Annotated in this window: 19 protein-coding genes; 9 read left to right on the forward strand and 10 right to left on the reverse strand. The window is 69.4% G+C overall.

Annotated features, from left to right (window positions below; genetic code table 11):
• Positions 1–69 precede the first annotated feature (69 nt).
• Both darG and darT read right to left on the reverse strand, forming a co-directional pair.
• Positions 70–1,326 (reverse strand): type II toxin-antitoxin system antitoxin DNA ADP-ribosyl glycohydrolase DarG, encoded by a 1,257-nt coding sequence (darG, locus tag CKO43_RS16550; protein WP_200379278.1) that lies wholly within the window; start codon positions 1,324–1,326, stop codon positions 70–72.
• Positions 1,296–1,994 (reverse strand): type II toxin-antitoxin system toxin DNA ADP-ribosyl transferase DarT, encoded by a 699-nt coding sequence (gene darT, locus CKO43_RS16555; RefSeq protein ID WP_431191962.1) that lies wholly within the window; start codon positions 1,992–1,994, stop codon positions 1,296–1,298. The genes darG and darT overlap by 31 nt, the downstream gene beginning before the upstream one ends.
• Positions 1,995–2,071: 77 nt before the next feature.
• Here darT and CKO43_RS16560 point away from each other — a divergent pair, with 77 nt between their 5' ends.
• From CKO43_RS16560 to CKO43_RS16570, 3 genes are all read left to right on the forward strand, one after another.
• Entirely contained in the window at positions 2,072–2,593 is a 522-nt protein-coding gene (locus CKO43_RS16560; protein ID WP_430699160.1) for a hypothetical protein, read from the forward strand.
• A 123-nt stretch (positions 2,594–2,716) separates the two neighbouring features.
• Positions 2,717–3,967, forward strand: a complete 1,251-nt coding sequence (locus CKO43_RS16565; RefSeq protein ID WP_200379279.1) for an amidase family protein — start codon at positions 2,717–2,719, stop codon at positions 3,965–3,967.
• A 349-nt stretch (positions 3,968–4,316) separates the two neighbouring features.
• On the forward strand, positions 4,317–6,017 hold the full coding sequence (locus tag CKO43_RS16570; RefSeq protein WP_200379280.1) for a caspase family protein: 1,701 nt from the start codon (positions 4,317–4,319) through the stop codon (positions 6,015–6,017).
• Positions 6,018–6,082: 65 nt separating this feature from the next.
• Here CKO43_RS16570 and CKO43_RS16575 read toward each other — a convergent pair whose 3' ends face one another.
• The gene (locus CKO43_RS16575; protein WP_200379281.1) at positions 6,083–6,679 is read right to left on the reverse strand and encodes a response regulator transcription factor; all 597 of its coding nucleotides are present in this window, start codon (positions 6,677–6,679) and stop codon (positions 6,083–6,085) included.
• A gap of 740 nt (positions 6,680–7,419) precedes the next feature.
• Between CKO43_RS16575 and CKO43_RS16580 the strand changes: the two genes are divergently transcribed.
• The 4 genes from CKO43_RS16580 to btsR all read left to right on the forward strand — a co-directional run bounded on the left by CKO43_RS16580 (position 7,420) and on the right by btsR (position 12,815).
• On the forward strand, positions 7,420–8,700 hold the full coding sequence (locus CKO43_RS16580) for a serine/threonine transporter (RefSeq protein WP_200231225.1): 1,281 nt from the start codon (positions 7,420–7,422) through the stop codon (positions 8,698–8,700).
• 77 nt (positions 8,701–8,777) lie between these two features.
• Complete coding sequence (locus CKO43_RS16585) at positions 8,778–10,193, forward strand: L-serine ammonia-lyase (protein WP_346728269.1); 1,416 nt, start codon at positions 8,778–8,780, stop codon at positions 10,191–10,193.
• Between the two features lie 200 nt (positions 10,194–10,393).
• Positions 10,394–12,094 carry a sensor histidine kinase gene (locus CKO43_RS16590; protein ID WP_242481207.1) on the forward strand — a complete coding sequence of 567 codons (1,701 nt, stop codon included), beginning with the start codon at positions 10,394–10,396 and terminating at the stop codon, positions 12,092–12,094.
• A 1-nt stretch (position 12,095) separates the two neighbouring features.
• Entirely contained in the window at positions 12,096–12,815 is a 720-nt protein-coding gene (gene btsR / locus CKO43_RS16595; RefSeq protein ID WP_200231223.1) for a two-component system response regulator BtsR, read from the forward strand.
• Between the two features lie 84 nt (positions 12,816–12,899).
• On the opposite strand, the gene CKO43_RS16600 is transcribed toward btsR, so the two are convergent.
• Positions 12,900–13,649 carry a Crp/Fnr family transcriptional regulator gene (locus CKO43_RS16600; RefSeq protein ID WP_200231222.1) on the reverse strand — a complete coding sequence of 250 codons (750 nt, stop codon included), beginning with the start codon at positions 13,647–13,649 and terminating at the stop codon, positions 12,900–12,902.
• Between the two features lie 256 nt (positions 13,650–13,905).
• Here CKO43_RS16600 and CKO43_RS16605 point away from each other — a divergent pair, with 256 nt between their 5' ends.
• A complete protein-coding gene (locus CKO43_RS16605; RefSeq protein WP_200379283.1) occupies positions 13,906–14,388 on the forward strand; it encodes a hemerythrin domain-containing protein in 483 nt (160 codons plus the stop codon).
• Positions 14,389–14,451: 63 nt separating this feature from the next.
• Here CKO43_RS16605 and CKO43_RS16610 read toward each other — a convergent pair whose 3' ends face one another.
• Positions 14,452–15,069: a Crp/Fnr family transcriptional regulator gene (locus CKO43_RS16610; protein WP_242478089.1), complete on the reverse strand. Its 618-nt coding sequence runs from the start codon at positions 15,067–15,069 to the stop codon at positions 14,452–14,454.
• Between the two features lie 227 nt (positions 15,070–15,296).
• A complete protein-coding gene (locus CKO43_RS16615; RefSeq protein WP_200231219.1) occupies positions 15,297–15,914 on the reverse strand; it encodes a TetR/AcrR family transcriptional regulator in 618 nt (205 codons plus the stop codon).
• A 120-nt stretch (positions 15,915–16,034) separates the two neighbouring features.
• Between CKO43_RS16615 and CKO43_RS16620 the strand changes: the two genes are divergently transcribed.
• Positions 16,035–17,480: a coniferyl aldehyde dehydrogenase gene (locus CKO43_RS16620; protein ID WP_200379284.1), complete on the forward strand. Its 1,446-nt coding sequence runs from the start codon at positions 16,035–16,037 to the stop codon at positions 17,478–17,480.
• 48 nt (positions 17,481–17,528) lie between these two features.
• Here the strand turns inward: CKO43_RS16620 and CKO43_RS16625 are convergent, their stop codons facing one another.
• The 4 genes from CKO43_RS16625 to CKO43_RS16640 all read right to left on the reverse strand — a co-directional run bounded on the left by CKO43_RS16625 (position 17,529) and on the right by CKO43_RS16640 (position 22,996).
• Complete coding sequence (locus tag CKO43_RS16625) at positions 17,529–18,200, reverse strand: TorD/DmsD family molecular chaperone (RefSeq protein ID WP_200231217.1); 672 nt, start codon at positions 18,198–18,200, stop codon at positions 17,529–17,531.
• A 343-nt stretch (positions 18,201–18,543) separates the two neighbouring features.
• A complete protein-coding gene (locus CKO43_RS16630) occupies positions 18,544–19,173 on the reverse strand; it encodes a nucleoside/nucleotide kinase family protein (RefSeq protein ID WP_346014479.1) in 630 nt (209 codons plus the stop codon).
• Between the two features lie 771 nt (positions 19,174–19,944).
• Entirely contained in the window at positions 19,945–21,468 is a 1,524-nt protein-coding gene (locus tag CKO43_RS16635) for a wax ester/triacylglycerol synthase family O-acyltransferase (protein ID WP_200379285.1), read from the reverse strand.
• A 16-nt stretch (positions 21,469–21,484) separates the two neighbouring features.
• On the reverse strand, positions 21,485–22,996 hold the full coding sequence (locus tag CKO43_RS16640) for a wax ester/triacylglycerol synthase family O-acyltransferase (RefSeq protein ID WP_242481208.1): 1,512 nt from the start codon (positions 22,994–22,996) through the stop codon (positions 21,485–21,487).
• Positions 22,997–23,069: the final 73 nt, after the last annotated feature.

Genomic DNA, 23,069 nt, shown 5'->3' on the forward strand with positions numbered 1-23,069 from the left:
CCGAAGGACAGCGCTGAGCGGGGTGTTCCTGCCCCTCCGCCGTGGTCCAGGCGCGGCGCCCCGAAGCCTTCAAGCCAAGACGGCTTGCGTGTGCGTCGGGCCTTCGGCAAGCGGTTTCAGCCAGCCCTCGTCTTGCAGGCGCTGCCACGCGGCGGCGACATGCTCGCGCTTCATCAGGCGGCGCTTGCGATCGTTCCACGCCTGCACGGCGGCCAGCGCGTCATCGGACGACGTGACGCCATCCTCGCGCGTGGCGACCCAGTGGACGGAGGCCAGCAGTTCCATGCCGTACGAAGACTGGTAACCCTCGATCAGCCGCCCGACGCGGGCGACCTGTTCGGCCAGGTCCGAATGCTGGGCGGCAATGAAAGCCTCTGCCTCGGCCAGCGCGTCCTCCGTGGGCTCGATCTCCGCTTCCACCGTCCCGTCGCCCAGGCCGCGGATGTAATGGCCTTCCATCTTGTCGAGGGCATGGCGCAGCGGGTCGGAGTACGGGCCGTAGTGGTGCTTCACGAAGTGCAAGGCCAGTGGCCCGCCGGCTTCCTGCAGGAAGTAGGCAAGCTTCTGAACTTCAACCCGCGACAGTCCGTAGTTCAGCCCGCGGTAGGTGTCGAGCATCTTGACGATGGCGGCACGCCCCGGCGTCATGCGCGGGCGGCGTGTGCGAACCTCCATCGACTTGGGCTCCGGCGCGCCGGCCGGCTCGAACAGCCGAACCTCGACATCCGGGAGTTCGGCGAACGCCGCTTCGATCAGCGGTCGTACTTCGCTCCAGTCCAGTCCGCCATTGCCGCAGCCCAGCGGGGGCACGGCAATCGAGCGGATGCCCAGGCGTCGCACCTGCGACACTAGGTCCACCAGGCCGTCGCGGATGAAATCGATGCTGGACGAGCCGCGCCAGTGATCCTTGGTCGGGAAGTTGATGATGAAGTTGGGCTTCACCAGACCGCCCGAGTCGAACACGAACATCCGGCCGGGCCGCACCAGCCCCGCCTTGCAGGCCGCGGCGTAGGCATCGAAGTTGGCGGGCCACTTGTTCTTGAACTGCAGGGCGATGCCCTTGCCCATCACGCCGACGCAGTTCACCGTGTTGACGATCGCGTCCACGTCGTCTTGCTTGAGCAGGTCGCCCTGGGTCAGCTTGATCACGATGTCGGGTTCCTGGAAGTACCAGTTGGGCATGACGTCCACGCGCAATGGTAGGCCCGCGCGGGCCACCAGTTGCTGAACCTGGGCTTGGCGTTCCTCGTCGATGACGCCGATTCGGGTCATGCAGCTCAGCGGCGTGTGGTCCTTCACCAGAAACTCGGCCTGGCGGCGTTCCATTCGCTCGGCATAGCGCTCCGTGGACGGAACCGTATGCCAGACCTGCAGTAGCCGTCGAGCTGCGGCCGCTCGGTGATCAGATCCCAGGCCACTACCGTGTCGAGACGCGCCAGATCCGTGTAGGCGGTACTGAAGGCCAGCGTAGCGTTCCGGTCGTAGAACACGAACGGCTGCCCGAGCGCGGTGACGTTCTCGACCGTGGTCTCGAAGTGGACGATGTCGGCCTGCCGCCAGGCGCTTCCCTCCACCCGCCCGCCGTTGATGGCGTAGAGCATCGGCGAGCGTGGTGCGAAGTAGAAAGGCACGAAGTCGTGCACCACTCCGCCCGGCGGGTTGGGTACCTCACGAACGGCACGCACGCCTTGGGCTCCGGCGTGCGCGATGTTCTGGTAGTTGATGCCGGCCGTGGCCCCGCGGTTCTTGGACAGCAGCGCGCCGGTGGCGAGGATCGCCTCCAGGTTGGCGATGGCCGTGATGTGAAACAGGCGGGTGGGCTTTGGGGCGTGCGCTAGTCGCGCTCCGAGGTCTAACGGGACGAAAAGGACGTCGCTGGCCGCGTCGGCGGTCAGCGTGGGTTGAAACCGCCAGGTCTGGAACGACCAGGCGCTCGCGGGCATGTCGCTGGCCGCGTCGGCGGTCAGCGTGGGTTGAAACAGCACCTCGTACACCGCCGCCCGCGCCGCGTTCCGTCGCTGGCCGCGTCGGCGGTCAGCGTGGGTTGAAACATCTCGGACGACAGCTACGGATGCATGCCGATCGGTCGCTGGCCGCGCCGGCGGTCAGCGTCAACACGCTGTTCTCGATGACGGTCACCTACGCGATGAAGGACGGCATCCTGCGCCGCAAGGAGCAGGCGAACCAGGGCCGCCCGTTCGGCGAGGCGCTGCAGCGCTGGGTGCGCAACGACCCGTCGCTGCACACCGACTGCGTGCGCGCGGCGGTTTGCATCGAGAGCTACGGCCCGCTGGTGCACAACAACTGGGACATCTACGCGCTGCTGCGCCGCCAGTACAAGCCGGCCGAGATGATCGTCATCCCCGGCGGCGCGCACGCGCTGTCGCGACAGCCCGAACGTTTGCTGTCGCTGCAGGGGAACGTCGACTGGTTCCGTTTCTGGCTGCTGGGCGGCGAGCGCCAGAAACCCGTGCTGCGGGGCGAGACGGCCGCCCACCTGCAGGCGCAGTACGCGCGCTGGCGGCAGATGCTGGACCTCGAGCGAGCGGACGAGGCGCGGCCGCGGTGTGTGCGGGAGGGCGGTGCGGATTAACTATGCAAGACGCTCTTGCGGCGCAGGCTTGCCCGGGCGTGGTTGCCAGGCGAGGATGCTCCGATATGCTGCGTCCGGTACGGCGTGCTGCCGCCAAAGATCGCGTGTAATCGCGGACGGCCAATGAAGACCTACGATTTCCAGTCCTCCAACGCGTTTGTCGAGCTCTTCGAAATACCTCCCTATCAGTCCGGCTCGCTGGATGGTTTGTCTTTTGCGGTCAAGGACAACATCGATATCCGCGATCGATTGACGTCCTATGGCAGCAAGCCGTGGCGTGAAACGCATCCGCCAGCCGCCTATCACGCGGTTTGCGTGGAGCAGCTTTTGATGGCGGGGGCACGCTGTGTCGGCAAAACGATCGCCGACGAGTTGACCTACAGCCTGGATGGCGAGAACTACTTTTATGGCACGCCAGTGAATCCGCGAGCGCCGGACCGAATTCCCGGTGGCTCTTCCAGTGGTTCCGCGTCGGCGGTCGCATGCGGCTTGCTCGACTTTGCGCTGGGCACCGACTGTGGCGGATCGATCCGGGTTCCCGCCAGCCTTTGTGGCGTCTACGGGATGCGGCCGAGTCTTCATCGCATATCCGAAGCCGGGGTGCTGCCCTTCGCGCCAAGTGTCAGCACCGTGGGCGTGCTGGCGCGGGATCTATCGGTTCTGCGGCGGGCGATGCGCGTGCTTCTTCGCAGTGATCACCTGGCGTTGCCACGTGTCAAGAACATCTATCTGCTGCAAGAAGCCTTCGATATTGCCGACCCGGCGATTCAGGATGCATTATCTGGCTGCATCGCGCATTTTGACGGCCTGCCTCACCTCGCCGTCAGGTCGATTTCGTTGCGCGACATCACGGGTCTGGACGTGAGCCTGAAGTCGTGCAACGAGAACGCGCTTCGGGTGCTTCAGACGGCGGAGATCGCCAACGCCCTTGGCGGCTGGATTCGCGCAAGCCAGCCGGAGCAGGGGCCCAACTTCCGCGCGGGATACCGCAACGTCGAAGGGTTCGATCGCAGTGCGATGAGCGCTGCTTTGAACTTGTGCGAGGCTCTCTTTGCGCGGGTTGCGGCATTCACTCAGCCGGGCGATGTTTTCTGTTATCCGACGGCGCCTGTGCTCGCCCCGAAGAAGGGCGTGCTGACGAGCAGTAATCTGGACGTCGTTCTTGATTATTACGACCGGACCATGGCCGTCACGGCGTTTGCTGGTGTGGCACGGCTGCCTGAGATTACTATTCCGCTGGCTCAGGTCGATGGCATCCCTGTCGGACTTTCGCTGGCGGCCGGCCACTATCAAGACGAGTTTCTGCTCGACGCCTGCCTGCGCTTGTGGGGCTCGCCACCATTGAAGCAGGCTGCTTCTTTCCTGGCCCCCTGAAGCCGCCAAGGGCCCGGCCCGCCCGGCGCTGGAGCGCCCCTCGCCGCGAATGTTTGACGTGCTCCTGCATGCGTGCATTCGCCTGCCGTGCTGGCAGATCGGCGATGGCTCGAGGCCGGACGATGTCCGCGCGGTGGCGCCGGGCTCTTGGCGACATGGTGCCCAGGTGCGGCGTCGGCTCCTCCCGATCCTGCCGTTCCCGTCGACCGCGCCGCATCCAAGGGCCCAGTCCCCCATCCCTCAGAACCGCCCCCGGTGGACCCAAAGCTTCATGTTCACGGCCGCGCTCCAGATGAACGATGCACCCACCCAGCGTCTTTGCTGGGCTACGTGACATAGGGGGCACTCCATGGCCAACAAGGCACTTGTAGTCGGGATCAACAACTACGCCGGATCGAACGCGCTGTCCTGCTGCGTCAATGACGCCAAGGCCGTCGCGGCGCTGCTGAAGACCAAGCTCGGTTTCAACAGCGGCGACGTCACCGAGCTGCATGACGAGGCGGCGACCAAGGCCCGGGTCAAGTCGGGCCTGCAGCGCCTGCTGCAAGGGGCCACGAGGGACGACCGGCTGCTGTTCTTCTTCTCGGGACACGGCTACCGCAAGGAGTACGGCCAGGAACTGCGCGATACCCTGGTGATGCAGGACCACACGTTCCTCGACGAGCAGGAGTTGCGCGACGCGATGGTGGGCGTTCCGCACGGGACCTTCACGATCCTGCTCGACGCCTGCTTCTCCGGCGGGGCGGAGAAGTTCTTCCTCGACGAGGACGGCCGGATCGTGGACCTCGGCGGCCGTCCCAAGACCTGGGTGCCGGACACCAAGGACTTCAACGACACCTACGCCGGGCGCCGCGTGGTGGGGCTCGTGCACCGGCCGTTCGGTGGTGCGGCGTCGAGGGATGACGGCAAGGGCTACGTTCCCGGCGCCGGTGCGCTGGTGCTGCCGCTCAAGCTCGAGGAGTCCCGCGCGCTGCTGCTGGCAGCGTGCAAGGATGACGAGACGGCGCGCGACGGCAACCAGAAGACCAACTACAAGTCGGTCTTCACGTACGCGCTGATGAACCAGATCGACACGCTCGGCGCCTCCAGCAGCACCCTCGACCTGGCCAACGGTGCGGCCAATCTGCTGACGGACATGGGCCATCCACAGACGCCGACGCTGAAGACCCCGATCGCGCCGAATGGCCTGGAAACGCGGCCCTTCGTCGTGTTCAACGGCGGCTCCAAGGGCCTGGCGCCCGAGATCGACCCCAAGGGCTGGTTGGACGTCGCGCTGCAACTCGGCGGCGTGATCGCGCCGGCGGTCGTGAGCGCGCTGCCCACCATCGTCGGGGCGGTCCAGGGCCGGCCGGCCGTGGCTGCCGGGGCGGCCAAGGGCCAGGGCTTCGGCCAGGACGACAGCAAGGGGTGGCAGGACATCGCGAGCGTCATCGTGGAGAAGGTGGTGCCCTTCGCCATCAAGCTCGTGCCGGCGGTGTTGCAGGCGGTGCAGCAGGCGTCCGCTGCCGACGAGCCGGGGCGCAAGAACCTGGCCGTCGAACTCGACCAGAAGGACTGGGCCGACCTGGCCACGAATATCGGCGCCGCCGCCGTGCCGGTCCTGCTGCAGGCCGTTCCCGCGTTCATCGGGGCCGGTGGCTCTGCGGCCGCAACGAAGGGGCTGCGCGCCGGCGAACTCGACCAGAAGGGCTGGGCCGACCTGGCGGCCGGCATCGCGAACGCGGTCCTGCCGGTCGCGCTTCAACTGGTCCCGCAGGTGCTGGACATCCTGGGCGGCAAGGGCACGGCCAAGGCCAAGGCGCTCGACGACAAGGGCTGGCTCGACATCGCGGCGAAGATCAGTGCCGCGGTCGTCCCGCTGATCGTCGAAGTCGTGCCCGATGTCGTGCGGGCGATCCAGGAACTGCTCCCGGCCGGCTCCGGCGGGCACAAGTCCCTGCTGGAGCTCGATGAAGGCAGCAAGGCCTGGTACGACACGATCGGCGCCATCGTCAGCCAGGCGGCGAGCATCGCGGTGCCGCTGCTGCCGCTGGTGCTGACCCTGCTGTAGCCGGGGCAGCCAGCCCGGGACGCCGTTGCCCGCGCCGCGGCGTCCCCGGTGGCCACGCCAGGCCTTCACGGGGCCTGGCTCCCCTCCAGCAGCAGCGCAGCCTGAAGCCGGGTCCGGACGTTCAGCTTGCGCAGCAGGTTGTGGACGTGGTTCTTGACCGTCGGCAGCTCGATGCCCAGGTGGCGGGCGATGTCCTTGTTCGACAGCCCCCGTGCCAGCAGCCTGGAGACCTCCAGTTCGCGCAGCGACAGCGTATCGGCCCGGCTGGCAGCGCGGCCGGCGACGGCAGGGGCAAAGCCGGCTGCGTTCGCCCCGTGGCGCTTCGCGACCAGGCGCAGAAGCTCGGATGCCGGCGCTGCCGGAGGCAGCACCTCGTCGACGCCGGCTCGCTGCACGAGAGGCTGGTGGACCAAGGGGTCGACGCCGATGGCGAGGATGTAGGCACGCGGCCAGCCGCGTCTCAGGACGTCCAGGCCATGCACGGCGCCGTCCACGCGCACGTCCAGCAGCAGGATGTCGGGTGCCGCGGCCACCATCTGGATGACGGCGTCCGCGATGCTGTGGGCCACGCGCACGCGCCATGGGTCGTTCGGGGCGACGGACAGGAGCCGGCCGACGGCATCGCCGTAGATCCTGGTGTCGCTGAGCACGAGAAGTTCCATGGGCGCGAGGCACGGCACCAGCCGGGCGCGGTGTCAGGGACGGGCGCGGGAACGCCGGGTCTCATGTCGTGTCGCGCCCGCGGCACGAGCACGGCTCCTGCCGCCCGGGCTCCGCGCGGCGGGGCGCTCGGCCCGCGGTTCAGCCGCGGGGCGGTGTTGCGGCCAGAGCGGGTTTTGAAAGGCAGCCGTCACGTATTTGTCGCAACCGCGAACGTCGCTAATATGGAGGATCCTTCCGGGGCCTGCGCTCACGTTTCTTCGTGGCGCCGCATGGCATTCGACTGGCGAGACTGCACCCTTTCGGGGGATGCGTTTATCGCCATCACGAGCGATTGACGTTCGTCTCCCCGAGCGGTTCGCGCTGGATTTTCGGCGCCTCGCCCGCGGCGGATCGTTCAGGCACTGCCGGCGAGAATCGGGGCGCCGTTCCCCGTCCGGCCCGCAGCTGGGTGGCGCCCGCCGCCGCCAGGCGGTGCGGCACACGCTGAGCGGCGCTTTGCGAACGGCGGCCCAGGCCGAGCGCGCCAGCTGTCCCCGCTCTGAAAGATGGCCCCGCCCGCAGGCGCCCCCGGGTGCCGCGTGGCGGCGGCGAGCGCCCCCCGCTCGTGCGCCAAACCGACCACTCCGTCGCCCCAGCCGCCGCTCCGGATTTGCCCCGGCAGCGGCGTTTTCGCATTCCTAGACTGCCCCTCAACCGTGCTCACCTTCAACGATCACGGGCCATCGAAGAGGAGTAGGAAATGTCGGTCACAAGCAGAATAGACGCGGGCACCGTCCGCCCCGTCGCTGAATCAAGCTGGACACCACACGATACGACGTGGGTATTGGGCCTGTTTGCCACGGCCATCGGCGCGGGTACCTTGTTCTTGCCCATCAATGCCGGCCTCGGCGGTATCTGGCCGCTGCTCGTGATGGCCTTGCTGGCCTTCCCGATGACCTATCTGGCGCATCGCGGCCTGATCCGCTTCATTCTCTCGTCGAAGAAACCCGGGAGCGACATCACCGAAGTCGTCGGTGAGCATTTCGGCCCGCTCGCCGGCAAGCTCATCACGCTGCTCTATTTCTTCACCATCCTGCCCATCCTGCTGCTCTACGGTGTCGGCCTGACCAATACCGTCGAATCGTTCATGGTGCATCAGCTGGGCGTCGCGCCCTGGCCCCGGGCGATCCTGTCGTTCATCCTCACCGCCGGCCTCATCGCCGTCGTCGCCTGCAGCGAGAAGATGGTCGTGCGCGTCATGGGCTGGCTCGTCTATCCCTTCATCTTCGTGCTGATGGGCCTGGCGCTGTTCCTCGTGCCCGAATGGAACGGCGCGGTCCTGCAAGGCGTGCCGACGGCGGGCAAGTTCAGCGTCACGCTGTGGCTCAGCATTCCGGTGCTGGTGTTTTCGTTCAACCATTCGCCGGTGATCTCGCGCTTCGCTGTCGCGCAGCAGCAGCAATACGGCAAGCAGGCCGTCGCCAAGGCCGACCGGATCGAAAAGTACGCCGCGCTGCTGATGGTCGTGGTGGTGATGTTCTTCGTCTTCAGCTGCGTCTTCGCGCTGTCGCCGGCCGACCTGTCGGCGGCCAAGGAACAGAACATCTCGATCCTGTCCTACATCGGCAACAAGTTCCAGAACCCCTGGGCCGCGGTGATCGCGCCGCTGGTGGCATTCGTCGCGATGTCCAAGTCCTTCCTCGGCCACTATCTCGGCGCGCGTGAAGGCCTCAATGGTTTCATTGCGCAGCAGATGCAGTCGCGCAACAAGTCGGCGAACGTCAAGCTGATCAACCGCGGCAGCATGCTGTTCATGTTCCTGACGATCTGGGGCGTGGCCACGATCAACCCCAGCATCCTGGGCATGATCGAATCGCTGTGCGGCCCGATCATCGCCGCCCTGCTGTTCCTGATGCCGATGTACGCCATCCGCAAGGTGCCGGCGATGCGCAAGTACGCCGACAGCCCGAGCAACGTCCTGGTGACCTTCATCGGTGCCGTCGCGATGTCCGCGATCTTCTATTCGCTGATCAGCCACTGAAAACCGGCAGCCGCCTGCCGGGCCCGCCAACGCGGGTTTCGGCAAACGGCCTCCAGCGTCAACCGCACGGGAATCTCATCATGATCAGCATGTTTCAGCTCTACAAGGTCGGCATCGGGCCTTCGAGTTCTCATACCCTGGGCCCGATGAATGCCGCGCGTCGTTTCGTCGACGACCTGCGGGGCCTGGGCAAACTCCTGCAGGTGACGTCGGTGGTGATCGACGTCTACGGCTCGCTCGCGCTGACCGGCCTCGGCCACAAAACCGACGTGGCACTGCTGCTCGGGCTGATGGGCGAGTTGCCCGACACCATCGACGTCGCCGCCATCCCCGGTTTGATCGGGAAAGTGCGCGCCAGCCAGCGCATCCAGCTGGGTTTCGACGGCCCCGAGGTGGAATTCGGCCGCACGGCGATGACCTTCCACCATTCCAGCCTGCCGCGGCATGAAAACGGCCTGACGCTGAAGGCCTTCGCCGCCGACCGGCTGCTGCTGGAAAAGAACTACTACTCGATCGGCGGCGGTTTCGTCATCGAGGACGGCGCCGCCGCGGGCGCCGACGACGCCGACAGCGCCGCCCCTTATCCGTACGCCAACGCCGCCGAACTGCTGGCGCATTGCCGCCGCACCGGCCTGTCGCTGTCCGGCCTGGTGCTGCAGAACGAGCTGCAGCTGCACACCCAGCAGGAGATCAGCCGCTATTTCGGCAACATCTGGGCGCAGATGTCGCAGTGCATGGAGCGCGGCATGAAGACCGAAGGCGTGCTGCCGGGGCCGTTCCGCGTGCCGCGGCGCGCGGTGGCGCTGCACCGGCGCCTGAGTTCGGCCGGGCCGCTGTCCAAGGACCCGATGAACATCATCGACTGGGTGAACATGTTCGCGCTGGCGGTGTCGGAGGAAAACGCCGCTGGCGGCCGCGTCGTCACCGCGCCGACCAACGGCGCCTGCGGCATCGTGCCGGCGGTGCTGGCCTATTACGACCAGTTCATCAACAAGGTCGGCGAGGACGACTGCAACCGCTTCTTCCTCGCGTCGGCGGCCATCGGCGCGCTGTTCAAGACGAACGCGTCGATCTCCGGCGCCGAGGTCGGCTGCCAGGGCGAGGTGGGCGTGGCGTGTTCGATGGCGGCGGCGGGTCTCGCCGAACTGCTGGGCGGCTCGCCCGAGCAGGTCTGCATCGCGGCCGAGATCGCGATGGAGCACAACCTGGGCCTGACCTGCGACCCGGTCGGCGGCCAGGTGCAGATCCCCTGCATCGAACGCAACGCGATGGGCGCGGTGAAGGCCATCAACGCCGCCCGCATGGCGCTGTGCCGCACCAGCGCGCCGATCATTCCGCTGGACAAGGTCATCGAGGTCATGTTCGAGGTCGGCAAGGACATGGACCCGAAGTACCGCGAAACCTCCTGCGGCGGCCTCGCGCTGAAGATGGCGGCGCCGGTGTCGGCGGCGGCCGCCGAGCCCGAGCAGGAGTGCATCCGCTGGGCGCCCTGAAGCCGGGGCCGGCCGCGCGCGGGCGCGGCCGGCACGACTGCACGGCACGACTCACGGCGCGCCGCGGCGGCGCGCGCCTGCGGCGTGAAAGCTGGCACGCGCGTGACCATCGGCCGCAGAATGCGCGCCGCGGGTGGCCTGTCGCGTACCGACACCCGCAGGCGCGGCCGGCCGCGCAGGAGCAGTAAAGAGGTACGCCGTTGAATCTGCAATCGATCGTCTCGCTGTCGGTATTGCTGCTGCAGCAGATGTGCGTCTATCTGGTGGTGGCGTACGCGCTCAGCCGGACGCGGCTGTTCATCCCGCTGACGCGCGCCACCATCCGCTGGCCGCACCGGATCGCCTGCTACCTGATCTTCTCGGCGTTCTGCATCATGGGCACGCTGCTCGGCCTGCCGGTGGTCAGCGGCAACGCGATCGCCAACACCCCGGCGATCGGCGCGGTGCTCGGCGGCCTGCTCGGCGGGCCGGTGGTCGGCCTGGCGGTCGGCGTCACCGGCGGCATCCACCGCTACACCCTGGGCGGCTCGTTCGGCCTGGCGGCGGGCATCGACATCGTGATGCAGGGCCTGGCCGGCGGCCTGACGCACCGCTACCTGATCAGCCGCGGCAAGACGCGGCTGCTGTTCAGCCCGGCGCTGGCCGGCGGGCTGACCTTCATCACCATCCTGATCGAGCTGGGCATCGACCTGGCGCTGTCGCGGCCCTTCGACGAGGCGCTGCAGATCGTCAAGCTGATCGCGCTGCCCGAGCTGATCGCCAACACCGGCGGCGCGGCGATCTTCGTCAAGATCCTGCTCGACCGCCGCGACAGCATCGACCGCCAGTCGCGCGCCTTCTCGGCCAAGGCGCTGGAGATCGCCGCGCACGTCGACGGCGTGCTGCGCGACGGTTTCGACCAGGAGAACAGCACGCGTGTGGCGCGCATCATCTACGAGCAGACCGGCGTCGGTGCCGTCGCCATCACCGACCGCGAGAAGCTGCTGGCCTTCATCGGCGTCGGCGACGACCATCACCTGCCGGGCACGCCGATCTCGTCGGCCCAGACTTTCCACGCCATCGAATCCAACGAGGTCATCTTCGCCGACGGCAACGAGGTGCCGTTCCAGTGTTCGATCAGCCCGAGTTGCAAGCTGGGTTCGGCGCTGGTGATCCCGCTGGTGGGCGAGAACCGCCAGGTGATCGGCACGATCAAGCTCTACGAGCCCAAGACGCGCATCTTCTCGACCATCAATCGCACGCTGGGCGAGGGCATCGCCAAGCTGCTGTCCAGCCAGATCCTCGACGGCCGTTACGAGCGCCAGAAGAGCTTGTTGCTCGAATCGGAACTGAAGCTGCTGCACGCGCAGGTGAACCCGCATTTCCTGTTCAACACGCTGAACACGATCATCGCCATCACCTACGACGACCCGGCCAAGGCGCGTGCGGTGCTCACCGACCTGGCGGTATTCCTGCGCAAGAACCTCAAGCGCCCGACCGAGGACGTCGTCGTGGCCGAGGAGATCGATCACATCAAGGCCTATCTGGGCATCCAGCTGACGCGTTTCGAAGACCGGCTCTCGGTCGACATCGACATCCCCGAGCCGCTGCTTGGCGTGCACGTGCCGGCCTTCACGCTGCAGCCGCTGGTGGAGAACGCGATCAAACACGGCACGGCGCAGATCATCGGCGTCGGCCGCATCAGCATCCGCGGCCACCACGACGGGCAGGCGGTCTATCTGGTCGTCGAGGACAACGCCGGCCGCTACGATCCCAAACCCGGCGGCGGCGGCCTGGGCATGAACATCGTCGACCGGCGCATCAAGAACCGCTACGGCGAGTCCTACGGCGTCACGATGAGCTGCGAACGCCAGGTGTCGACGCGGGCCACGGTCCGCATTCCCATGGAGGCCCTGAGCTGAAATGATCACCGCCTTGATCGTCGACGACGAACCCTTCGCCCGACGCGACCTGCGGCGCACGCTGGAGCCGGCCAAGGACATCCAGATCCTGGGCGAATGCGGCAACGCCATCGACGCGCTCACGCGCATCCACGTCGACAAGCCCGACGTGGTGTTCCTGGACATCCAGATGCCGCAGATCACCGGCATCGAGATGCTGGGCATGCTGGACCCGCAGACGATGCCGCACATCGTCTTCCTGACCGCCTACGACGAGTACGCGGTGCAGGCCTTCGAGAAGAACGCCTTCGACTACGTGCTCAAGCCCGTCACCTCCGACCGGCTCGACCTGACGCTGGAGCGCCTGCGCAACAGCTTCTTCAAGCACGACTTCAGCGTGCTGCCCGAGGTGAACCACCTGCGCCAGGTGCCGTGTTTCGGCCTGCACAGCGTGATGTTCGTGAAGCTGCCGGACGTCGAGTACGTCGAGGCCCGCAACACCGGCATCTACGTCTGCGACGTCGACGGCCAGGAGCACGCGACGACGCTGCGCCTGAACATCCTGCAGCAGCGCACCAGCCTGCTGCGCTGCCACCGGCAGTTCCTCGTCAACATCGACCTGGTGCACAAGCTGCAGTACCTGGAGAGCGGCCTGGCCGAGTTCGTGACGCGCCGCGGCCGCGTGATCCCGATCAGCCGGCGGCTGCTGCCGGACATCAAGGAGCGGCTGGGGATCAGCTGAGTCTGGACGAACGAGGCCGGATGGCCTTGTTCGCCTGACTCAGGCCCGAACGCGATTGCACGCGTGAGGGCTGAGGCCTGCCGCCTACTGCAGCTTGTGCCCCGCCAGCCGCTTCGCATCCGGGATGCGGATCTCGCGCTTGTCGATCTCGATCAGCCCCGCCGCCTCCAGCTCGTGCAGCACGCGCGAGAAGTACTCGGGCGTCAGCGACAGCCGCGACGCGATCGTCGCCTTGCTCACCGGCAGGCTCACGCGCAGGTCGCGGCGCTGGGCGCTGGCGGCCGGGGTCACGCCGGCGTCGGCAAGCGAGAACGCCGCGGCGTCCTCGGCTTCTTCGGGCAGGTCGCGCAGCAGGTAGCCGATGACACGCTGCATGCCGCTGTGCAGCGAATACGCCTGCACGTCGTGCACCAGCCCGTGCAGCCGGCGCGAGATGCCGGCCAGCATGCGCATCGCGAAGCGCGAGTCGCGCTCGATCTCGGCCAGCACCGCTGCCTTGCCGACGCTCAGCACCAGCGTGTCGGCCAGCGCCTGCGCGTTGATGATGTAGGGCTTGCCGGTGAACATCAGCGCCTCGGCGAAGCTGTTGCCGGGGCCGACCAGCTCGATCACCTTCTCCTGCCCCGCGGGCGAGATCGCATACAGCTTCACCTGGCCCATCACCGTGACGTGGAACTCCTCGCAGGGCTCGCCGACGCGGAACACCGTGTCGCCGCGCGAATGACGCTTCAGGCGGCAGCCCAGCGCCAGGCGCTGCAGTTCCTCCGGGCTCATCTCCTGGAACAGCGGCAGCACCGCCAGGTAGCGCGGCAGGTCGAAGTTCCTCGTCTCCATGTTCTCTCCTCGGGGCGGCGGCTGTGCCGCGCAGGTGTCTGCCGCTCAGCATGCTCCGCAATCGCAGGCGCGGCCGGGCTTGATTGTGATCAGGCCGGCATCAAGCCATCGTCGGCCGCAGGTCCTGCGGGCGGCGCGCGGCGGCCAGGCGCGGCGCACCGTTGTTTTCCTTGAACCCGTTCAAGGCATCGCATGGGCGCGCCGCCGAGCATCGGCTTCAAGCCCGCGTGGCGGGCGCTAGCGACGAAAGAAGACGATGACGGCTCAGGCCATGGCCCCGGCAGGGGTGCCGCAGAAGATCGAGCACATCCTCGAGCGTTTCCACGAGACCCACCGGGCCGAGGTGCCGGTGCTGGTCGCGCAGGCGCGGGCGCTGGCGGCTGGCGGCGTCGTGCCCGAGCTCGCCGACCATCTCGAGCTGATGGGCGAGGCGCTCGAGGAGCACATGTTCAAGGAGGAGATGCGCCTCTTCCCGATGATGGAACAGGGCGGCGGCACGCTGATCGGGCTGCTGCTCGACGACCTGGAGCGTGAGCACCGGGCGCACGAGCTCGCGATCGCGCGGCTGGAGGAACTGCTGCAGGCCTTGCCGGCCACACCCGAAGCGGCGGCGCTGGCCGCCGGCTGCAACAAGTTCGTCGCCGACCTGCACCAGCACGTGGCGGCCGAGGACGAAGACCTGTTCCTGCTGTTCGGCGCGCGTGAGCAGCGCGCGGCGGGGCGTGTCGTTCAGGCCTGAACGGCGTTTGCGGCAGGCATGAAAAAGGCGCCGCGGTGACGCGGCGCCTGGTGCGGGGCGTGTTTAGCGCCGGATCTGGGCGAGCGGGTCGCCGGGCAGGCGGGCGTGGCTGCGCAGGTCGGCCAGTTCGGCCGGCGACATCGAGTCGCGGCTGCTGGGCACGTCGGGGCGGTGCAGCGCCAGTTCGCGCATGCGCGTGGCCAGCGTGTGGCCGAACGCGCGGGCGAAGGTCTCGTCGCTGTCGCAGGCTTCGAACAGCGACTCCAGCGGCAGCGCCAGCAGTTCGATCGGCTCGCGGATCACGGCCGATTCGGCCCAGCCGCCGGGCATGTCGAGTGCGCCGGTGACGTCGAACCATTCACCGGGGCCGATCAGGTGGCGTTCGACGAAGGCGCCGTCGGCGGCGATGCGGCCGAGGCTGGCGCAACCGTGGCGCACCACCCACCACGAGGGCTCGGGCCGCCGCGGCGAGCCCAGCGTGAAGCGGCCCGCCGGGCAGCAGATCATGCGTGAGGCGTCGCTGAGCCGCACCAGCGTCGAGTCGCTCACCTGCAAGGGCAGGAAGGCGATTCGCAGGAGCGCGACATCGTCCGCAAAGGTGCCGGTGACGAAACTGGCGTGACCCAAGGCGGACGGTGAAACAGCGTCCGAAACCGGCGTGTCGGTCGAACACTTCTGCATCTCTTGCTCCTGCATTACGAAACGGGACACCGGGTGGTGGCGTATTGCGACTCTGGCGAGGGCTACGCGTCGGGGATTTGTTCCAGCACAACCCGGATTCAACGAACGAACCGGGTGATCCCTAGAGCGTCGTTTTTTGCGGTTTCGGACGGTAGCCCATGTTGACGTCATGGGCAATCTGCATGCCCGGCAGTCGGAAATTCCAACTGCCGGAGTCGCGCGCTGCTTCAGACGGCCCGCAGCCCGGCGACGAACAGCCGGGCGGCGCGCCCGACCAGGCGCTGCACGTCCAGCGGCGTGTCGACTTCAGGGTCGGCCTCCAGCCGCCCATCGACCAGCAGCTGCGCCAGGCCGTGGGCGAAGCCCCAGGCGGCCATGGCCTCGTCGGTGGCCGGCGCCGGCACGCCCAGCGCGACCAGCGCGCGGCGCAGCGTGTCGAGCACGCGGTGCCCGGCTTTGGCCAGCACCGGGTGGTCGGCCTTGCGCACCTCGGGGCCCAGCATCAGGCGGTAGATCGCCGGCTCGGCGACGGCGAACTCGACGTAGGCCTGCGCCATTGCCGCGAACTGCGCCGCCGGCTCGGGCGACTGCGGCAGCGCCGCGAAACGCTCGCGCAGGCGGTCGAAACCGCCGGCGGCGATGTCGGCCAGCAGCGCCTCGCGGTTGGCGTAGTGGCGGTAGGGCGCGGCGTGCGAGACGCCGACGGCACGTGCGACCTCGCGCAGGCTGACTTCGGCGGCGCCGCGTTCGACGAGGACGCGCTCGGCCGCTTCGCGCAGCGCGCTGCGCAGGTCGCCGTGGTGGTAGCGGCGGGTGGCGGGCGCGGAGGCTGCGGCGCTGTCCATCGGCTCAGTATATGCCCATGTTGACGGCGTAAACATCGGGCGATATGGTCCGCTGCAGTGTGCTCGCGGCGGCGGCGGGCGCGCTTGCCGAGCCGATCTGTCGCCGCCGAGGAGCCGCCCATGAGCGCCACGTCCCCCGTCCTGCCGCCCTGCACCCCGGCCGACGCCTTGCCGCTGCTGCTCGACCGCATGCGCCTGGCGCATCGTGCCGACATGCTGCCGCCGCGTGTGCTGCGCCTGGACCGGCTGCGCCGGCTCGAGCGCCTCATCGACCAGCACGCCGAGGCTTTTGCCGTCGCCATCGGCGACGACTTCGGCAACCGCTCGGCGGTGGAGATCCGCATCACCGAGACGATGCTGCTGAAAGCCGGCCTGCGCCACGCCCGGCGCCATCTCGCCAGATGGATGAAGCCGCGGCGCGTGCCGACCGCGCCGGCGTTCTGGCCGGCGCGGTCCTGGCTGCTGCCGCAGCCGCTGGGTGTGGTCGGCATCGTCAGCCCCTGGAACTACCCGCTGCAGCTGGCGCTGGCGCCGCTGGTCGGGGCGCTGGCGGCGGGCAACCGGGCGCTGCTCAAACCGTCGGAGCTGACGCCTCGGTTCTCGGCGGCGCTGCAGGCGGCGGTGGCCGAAGCGTTTTCGCCCGAGGAGGTGGCCGTGGTCACCGGCGACGCGGCGATCGGCCGCGCCTTCGTCGCGCTGCCCTTCGACCACCTCGTCTTCACCGGCTCGACCGCCGTCGGCCGCGAGGTCGCGCAGGCGGCGGCGAAGAACCTGACGCCGGTGACGCTGGAGCTGGGCGGCAAGTCGCCGGCCATCGTCGATGCCTCGGCCAGGCTCGCGCGCGCTGCCGAACGCATCGCCTTCGGCAAGCTGGTCAACGCCGGCCAGACCTGCATCGCACCCGACTACGTGCTGGTGCCGCGCGCGCAGCGCGAGCGTTTCGTCGCCGCACTGCGCAGCGCGATGGGCCGGCTGTATCCGACCTTCCGCGCCAACCCCGACTACACCAGCATCGTCAGCGAGCGCCACTTCCGCCGCCTGCGCGAACTGGTAGAAGACGCGCGCGAACGCGGCGCGACGGTGATCGAGCTCGAGCCGCCGGCCGACGGCATCGGCCGCGCCAGCCGCCAGCTGCCGCCGACGCTGCTGCTCGACGTCGACGCGTCGATGCGCGTGATGCAGGAGGAGATCTTCGGCCCGGTGCTGCCCATCGTCGGCTACGAGACGCTGGACGACGCGATTGCCTACGTCAACGGCGGCGACCGGCCGCTGGCGCTGTACTGGTTCGGCAGCGACGGCGCCGCGCGGCGCAAGCTGCTGGCCGGCACGATCTCCGGCGGGATCGCGCTCAACGACACGCTGCTTCACGTCGCCCAGGAGGGCCTGCCTTTCGGCGGCGTCGGCGCCTCGGGCATGGGCGCCTATCACGGCGAATACGGCTTTCGCCAGTTCAGCAAGGACAAGCCGGTATTCGAGCAGTCGGTTCTGGCCCAGACCGGGCTGATCTCGCCGCCCTACAAGCCGTCGATCCACCGCCTGCTGGACTGGATCACGCGCCTGGCCTGAAAAACGAAGCCCGGCACGAAGGCCGGGCTCGGTTGGCGGCGTGCGGCTTCAGGCCGCGACCGACATCGGCGTGAAGGGGTCGAGTTCGTCGAGCGCCAGCTTGCAGGCGCGGCTGATCAGCGAGGCGGCAGCGGCGTAGTAGCCGGTGGCGGCCTTGGCCGCAAGCTGTTCGCAGTGCGCCGGCACCCAGGCGACGACGTGGCGCGACAGGAAACGCAGCTGCTGCGCGTGCCAGCGCTGGGCCGCGGCGGCGTCGCCAGCGGCGTGCGCCTGGCCTTCGAGGCGGCACAGATGAGCGACGAAACGCAGTTCGTTGCCGAGGTGGTCGGGCGCACCGAGCAGCGCCATCGGCTCGAAGTCGGCTTCGCGGTAGGAGCGCAGCACGTCGAGCACGCGGTCGCCGCCGGGTGCAGCACCGAGCGCCGCCGATTCGCAGGGCGGCGGCAGCGTGTCGCCGTGCACCACCATCGACAGCAGCCGCGTGCGGTCGACGGCGAGCACGGTCGCACCACCGGGATGGCGCCGCGACTTGCGCAGCGCGGTGAGCAGCGTCGCCAGCTGGCCCGACAGCGGCCGCGCCGGCTCGGCGGCCGCGAGTTCGGCCTCCAGCTCGTCCAGCCACTGGGGCGTGGGGCGCTCGATGACGACCCGGGCCAGCAGGGCCCAGTGGGCCGCGCGTCTCAGGGCCTCATCTGCGCTGTGGGTTTTCGTGTCGCTCATGTCGCTGTCACCGTTGGGTGGAGGGGGCACTTGACTGGGGGCAAGGAACGATTCCGGCGCGCCCCGGCTGCTGAAACCGGGATGACGGGCGCCGCCCTTGTCTGGCGCATCCGTATTGGAGCGTGTTTCGGTTGTTTTGCGGCAAAGCCGACATGAGCCAGATCAAGCCCGAACGGAAGTTCGTAACCGGGCCGTAACCCGCCGCTCGTGGCTGCGGGTCTGACCCCGATTTCTGCCGCTGCCGTCCGTGACGGCACCACCTTAGCGCCCTGCGGCAATGATCGGGCCGCGCGCGGCGCAGCGTGTGCTCGCAAACCCCTGATCGAGGGGGCGGGGTGGCCGGTCAACGTTCAGCGGGCCAGTGAAAGACGGCGTCGGCGCGGTCGCGTGCGGCGGCCACGAGGCGGGCGTTGGGTTCGTCGGTGCCCTGCACCCAGGCCGCGGCGGCCTCGGCGCTGCGGCCGAAGCGGCGGTGGCGCGCGGCCAGGCGCTCGCGCCGCAGCGCATCGTCGACCTCGACGTACCAGCACTCGTCCAGCAAGGCGGCCACGCCCCCCCAGGCGCCGTCCTCGAGCAGCAGGTAGTTGCCTTCGGTGATGACCAGCGGCACTTCGGCCGGCACGGCGATCGCGCCGGCCACCGGTTCGCCGATCTCGCGCCGGAACTCGGGCGCCCAGACGGTGCCGGCGCCTTCGTGCAGCCGCTGCAGCAGCGCGCGATAGCCGGCGGCGTCGAAGGTGTCGGGTGCGCCTTTGCGGCCGCGCCGGCCGAGCTGTTCGAGCGCGCTGTTGGCGAGGTGGAAGCCGTCCATCGGCACGACGACGGCGGCGGGCGCCAGCGCGGCGGAGAGCGCGGCGGCGAGCGTCGACTTGCCGGCGCCCGGCGGCCCGGCGATGCCGAGCAGGCGGCGGCGGCCGCCGGTGGCCAGCGCGCGCGCCCGCGCGATCCAGATTTCGGGGACGGAGTCGTTCACGCGCGCCAGCTTAGTGCAGCGCGACGCTGTCCACTGCGTGACAGGCTCGGCGGACGCCGCCGCCATGGCGGGCTTACAGTGCTTCCATGGCAACCCGTCACCCGCACCGCGGTCGCCCCCGGCTGCTGCATTCGGCGCTGGAGGCGCGTGTCTTCGGCGAACTGGCGCTGCTGCCCTGGACGCTGCCGGCGCTGTCGCTGGCCGCTCCCCGCGGCGACGGCCACCCGGTGCTGCTGTTGCCGGGCTTCATGGGCAGCGAGCTGTCGCTGATCGGGCTGGAACGGTTCCTGAAGAACCGCGGCTACGCCGTCGAGACCTGGGGCCTGGGCCGCAACGTCGGCTTCAACCCGCGCCACGCGACCGCGCTCGAACAGAAGATCCGCTACCTGCACCACCGCGCCGGCCAGCCGGTGAGCCTGGTCGGCTGGAGCCTGGGCGGCGTCTTCGCGGTCTACGGTGCGCACCAGGCGCCGGAATGCGTGCGCTCGGTGATCACGCTGGGCAGCCCGATCAGCGTCGACCCCGAAGGCAGCGCCTCGCCGCCGCTGGTCAAGGCCATGTACCGGCTGATCGCGCACCCGGCGGGGCCGACGGCGCACACGATGCAGCCACGTGCCAAGAAGCTGCGCGAACGGGCGCCGCTGCAGGTGCCGCTGTCCTGCCTGTATTCGCTCGGCGACGGCGTCGTGCCGCCGCAGGAGGCGACGACCGAAGGCGACCCGGCACGCCAGGAGAACATCCGCGTACCCGGCAGCCACCTCGGGCTGGGTTTCAACCCGGTCGTGCTGTGGATCGTCGCCGACCGTCTGGCGCAGCCGGCCGGCCAGTGGCGGCCGTTCGTGCCGCACGGGGCCTGGGGGCAGGCCTTGCGGCTGCTGACGCGGCGCGCGTTGCCGGCCTGAGCGGCGCCGTGCCGGCGTCGGCCAGCGCCAGGTATTCCTGGAAGCTGTCGCGCACGGCCTGGGTGAAGGTCTCGGGGTCGGGCACCAGCTCGCGGCAGGAGGTCGGCGAGACGACGATGCGGCCGTCGTACTCGGTGATCGCGAACACCAGCCCCATGCCGTCGGCGATCGGCAGGATGGCCGAGAAATAGGTCAGGCGCGCGCCGCACAGATACAGCGGCTGGCGCGGGCTGCCGACGCTGCTGACGGTGCAGCAGGCCAGCGGCCGGCGCAGCTCGGGCGTGCGCAGCCCGAGCCAGCGCGAGGCCAGCTTCAGCGTTGCCGCCGGCACGTGTTCGGCCAGATCGGCCAGGCCGCGCGCGGCGCGCGAGCGCAGCCCGGCGCGCGCGCTCGCACCCTGGCGCTGGATGTGGCGCAGGCGTGCCACCGGGTCTTCGATCGCGGTGCCCAGGCCGACGAGCTGCCACGGCGCCTCGGCACCGGCCACGGCCTTGGCGCCGGCCAGCGGCGCGATCGCTTCCAGGTCGGCCGCGGGCAGTTCGCCGTTGGCGGCCAGGTAGCGCCGCAGGCCGCCGGCGCAGACCGCAAGCACCGCGTCGGTGACGGTGGCGCGCGGCACCAGCGCGCGGATGCGTTCGAACTCGGCGACGGTGAAGCGCCGGGTGTCGAAGACGCGGTGCGCCGACACCACCGAGTTGAAGCGCGTCGCCGCGTGCTGCTCGGGCGCGACCACGTCGCCGGCGAAGGTCCAGGCCACCGGCGCCAGGCGCATCAGCGGCGCGGCCAGCGACAGCGGCGACAGCAAGGTGCTGAAGGCGCCGCGCGCCAGCAGCTTCAGCGGCCCGGGCGCACGTTCCGGGAACCAGGGCTGCGGCGGTTCGGGCCGCGGCGGCTCGGCGGCCAGGTCGTGCAGCGCGTCCACGATCTCGTGTCGGCCCTCGACGTCGACGGCCGCGTGGTGCACCTTGATCAGCACCGCGAAGCTGCCCGGCGGCAGGTCGGTGAAGCTGTCCAGGCCCTCGATGACGTAGAGCTCCCACAGCGGCCGGTTCAGGTCGAGCGCACGCGCGTGGATGCGCGAGGCCTGGATGCAGAACTGGCGCCAGTCGCCCGGCTTGGGCAGCGCGATGTGGCGCACGTGGTACTCGAGGTCGAAGTGTTCGTCCTCGACCCAGTACGGGTAGTCCAGCTCCAGCGGCACGCGCAGCAGGCGCTGGCGGAACACCGGCGAGCGGTGCAGCCGCCCCGCCAGGTGCGCCAGGATGCTCTTGAAGCGCACCGTGCCGCCGGCTGCGGTGCTCTGGTCGTAGATCTGGACGAAGGTGACGTTGGCGTTGGCGTGCGTGGTGTCGGCGTAGAGGAAGCTCGCTTCGTGGCCGCTCAGCTGGCGCATCAGGGTCTCCGGCGGGTCAGGGCAGGGCGCGGCGCGCGGCGCGGCGTTTGGGTTCGCTCTCGGCAGCCGGCGTGCCGCGGGCATCGGTGCGCGCCGGGGCCGGCGCGGCGCGCGCGGGCTTCTTCGGGTGGCTGGCGGCGACCAGTTCGTCCAGCGCCTCCAGCAGCGCCGCCGACAGCTCGCGCGCGTCGCCGACCGCGGCACGTGCGGTCGTGAAGCCGAAGCCCATGCTGCCGGCGTAGCTCATCACGGTGACGTTCAGGCCGACACCGTGTTCGACGATGGACAGCGGCCAGTAGCAGCTCATGCGCGCGCCGGCCAGGTACAGCGGCTCGCGCGGGCCGGGCACGTTGGAGATCACCAGGTTGGCCAGCGGCGGCAGCGCACCGGCCAGCCGGGAGCCGTAGAGCGAGGCCAGCCCCTGCAGCAGCCAGGGCGCGCCCAGCGACGGGAAGTCGGTCGGGATGACGCCGCGCGCCTGGCGCGCGACCGACTTGACGGCACCGGCGGCGTCGCGGATCGCATGCAGCCGGCGCAGCGGGTGGGCGATGTCGGTGTGCAGGTTGACCAGCGACAGCGTCGCCTTGGTCGTGAACTCGGTGTCACCGCCGGCGCGCAGCGAGATCGGCATCGACGCCAGCAGCGGCTTGCGCGGCACGCCGCCGTGCGCCTTCAGCCAGCGCCGCAGCATGCCGGCGCACAGCGCCAGCACGACGTCGTTGAGCTTGGCTTCGTGCGCCGCGGCCAGCGCCTTCAGCGTCTCCAGCGGCACCGAGACCGCGGCGAAACCGCGTTCCGGGCCGATCGGCACGTTCAGCGCCGTCTTCGGGCCGAAAGCGAGGTTCTGGCGCATGCGGCCGTCGCCTTCGCCGCTGCGGCGTTTCGGCGCGCCGGCGCCCAGCAGCCCGCCGATCACCTGCAGCGCCTGCGGCAGCTGGCGCACCAGCTTGACGTAGAGCCCGGCGTCGCGCGCCAGCGCGGTGGCGGCCAGCGCCAGCAGGCCGGGGTGTTCGCCGGGGCGCGCCTTGCCGCGCGGCAGCCGCGGCGGCTCGGGCGTGGCGTCGAACAGCGCCTGCGCCAGCAGCACGCCGGCCTTGCCGTCGAGCAGCGCGTGGTGCACCTGCACGTAGTAGCCGACTTCGCCCGAGGCCAGGCCGTCCAGCACCCAGATGCGCCACAGCGGGCGCGAGCGGTCGAGCAGCTGCGAATGCAGCGCGGCGACGCAGTCCTCGAGTTCGGCCTGCGTGCCCGGCGCCGGCACCGCGATGCGCTGCACATGCCAGTCGAGGTCGACGTCGCGCTCTTCGACCCATACCGGGTTGGCGAACTGCAGCGGCATCGTCGCCAGCCGCCGCGTCAGCACCGGTGCCAGGTGCAGGCGCTGCTTCATCTGCCGTCGCACCGCGGCGGCGAAGTCGCCGCGCGCACCCGCCGCACGGGTGAACAGATGCAACGAGCCGACGTGCATCGGCGTCTGCGGTGTCTCCAGGTGGAGGAAGGCGCCGTCCACCCCGCTCAAGGCTTGCATGCCCTTTTCTCGCTTTCGCGCCGTTGCGGCCGTCTGCGGCCCGGCGTCGCCGCACCGTACGCGGGCCTGCCCC

Origin of the sequence: Rubrivivax gelatinosus, from assembly GCF_016583785.1 — a bacterium.
Lineage (GTDB): Bacteria > Pseudomonadota > Gammaproteobacteria > Burkholderiales > Burkholderiaceae_C > Rubrivivax > Rubrivivax gelatinosus_B.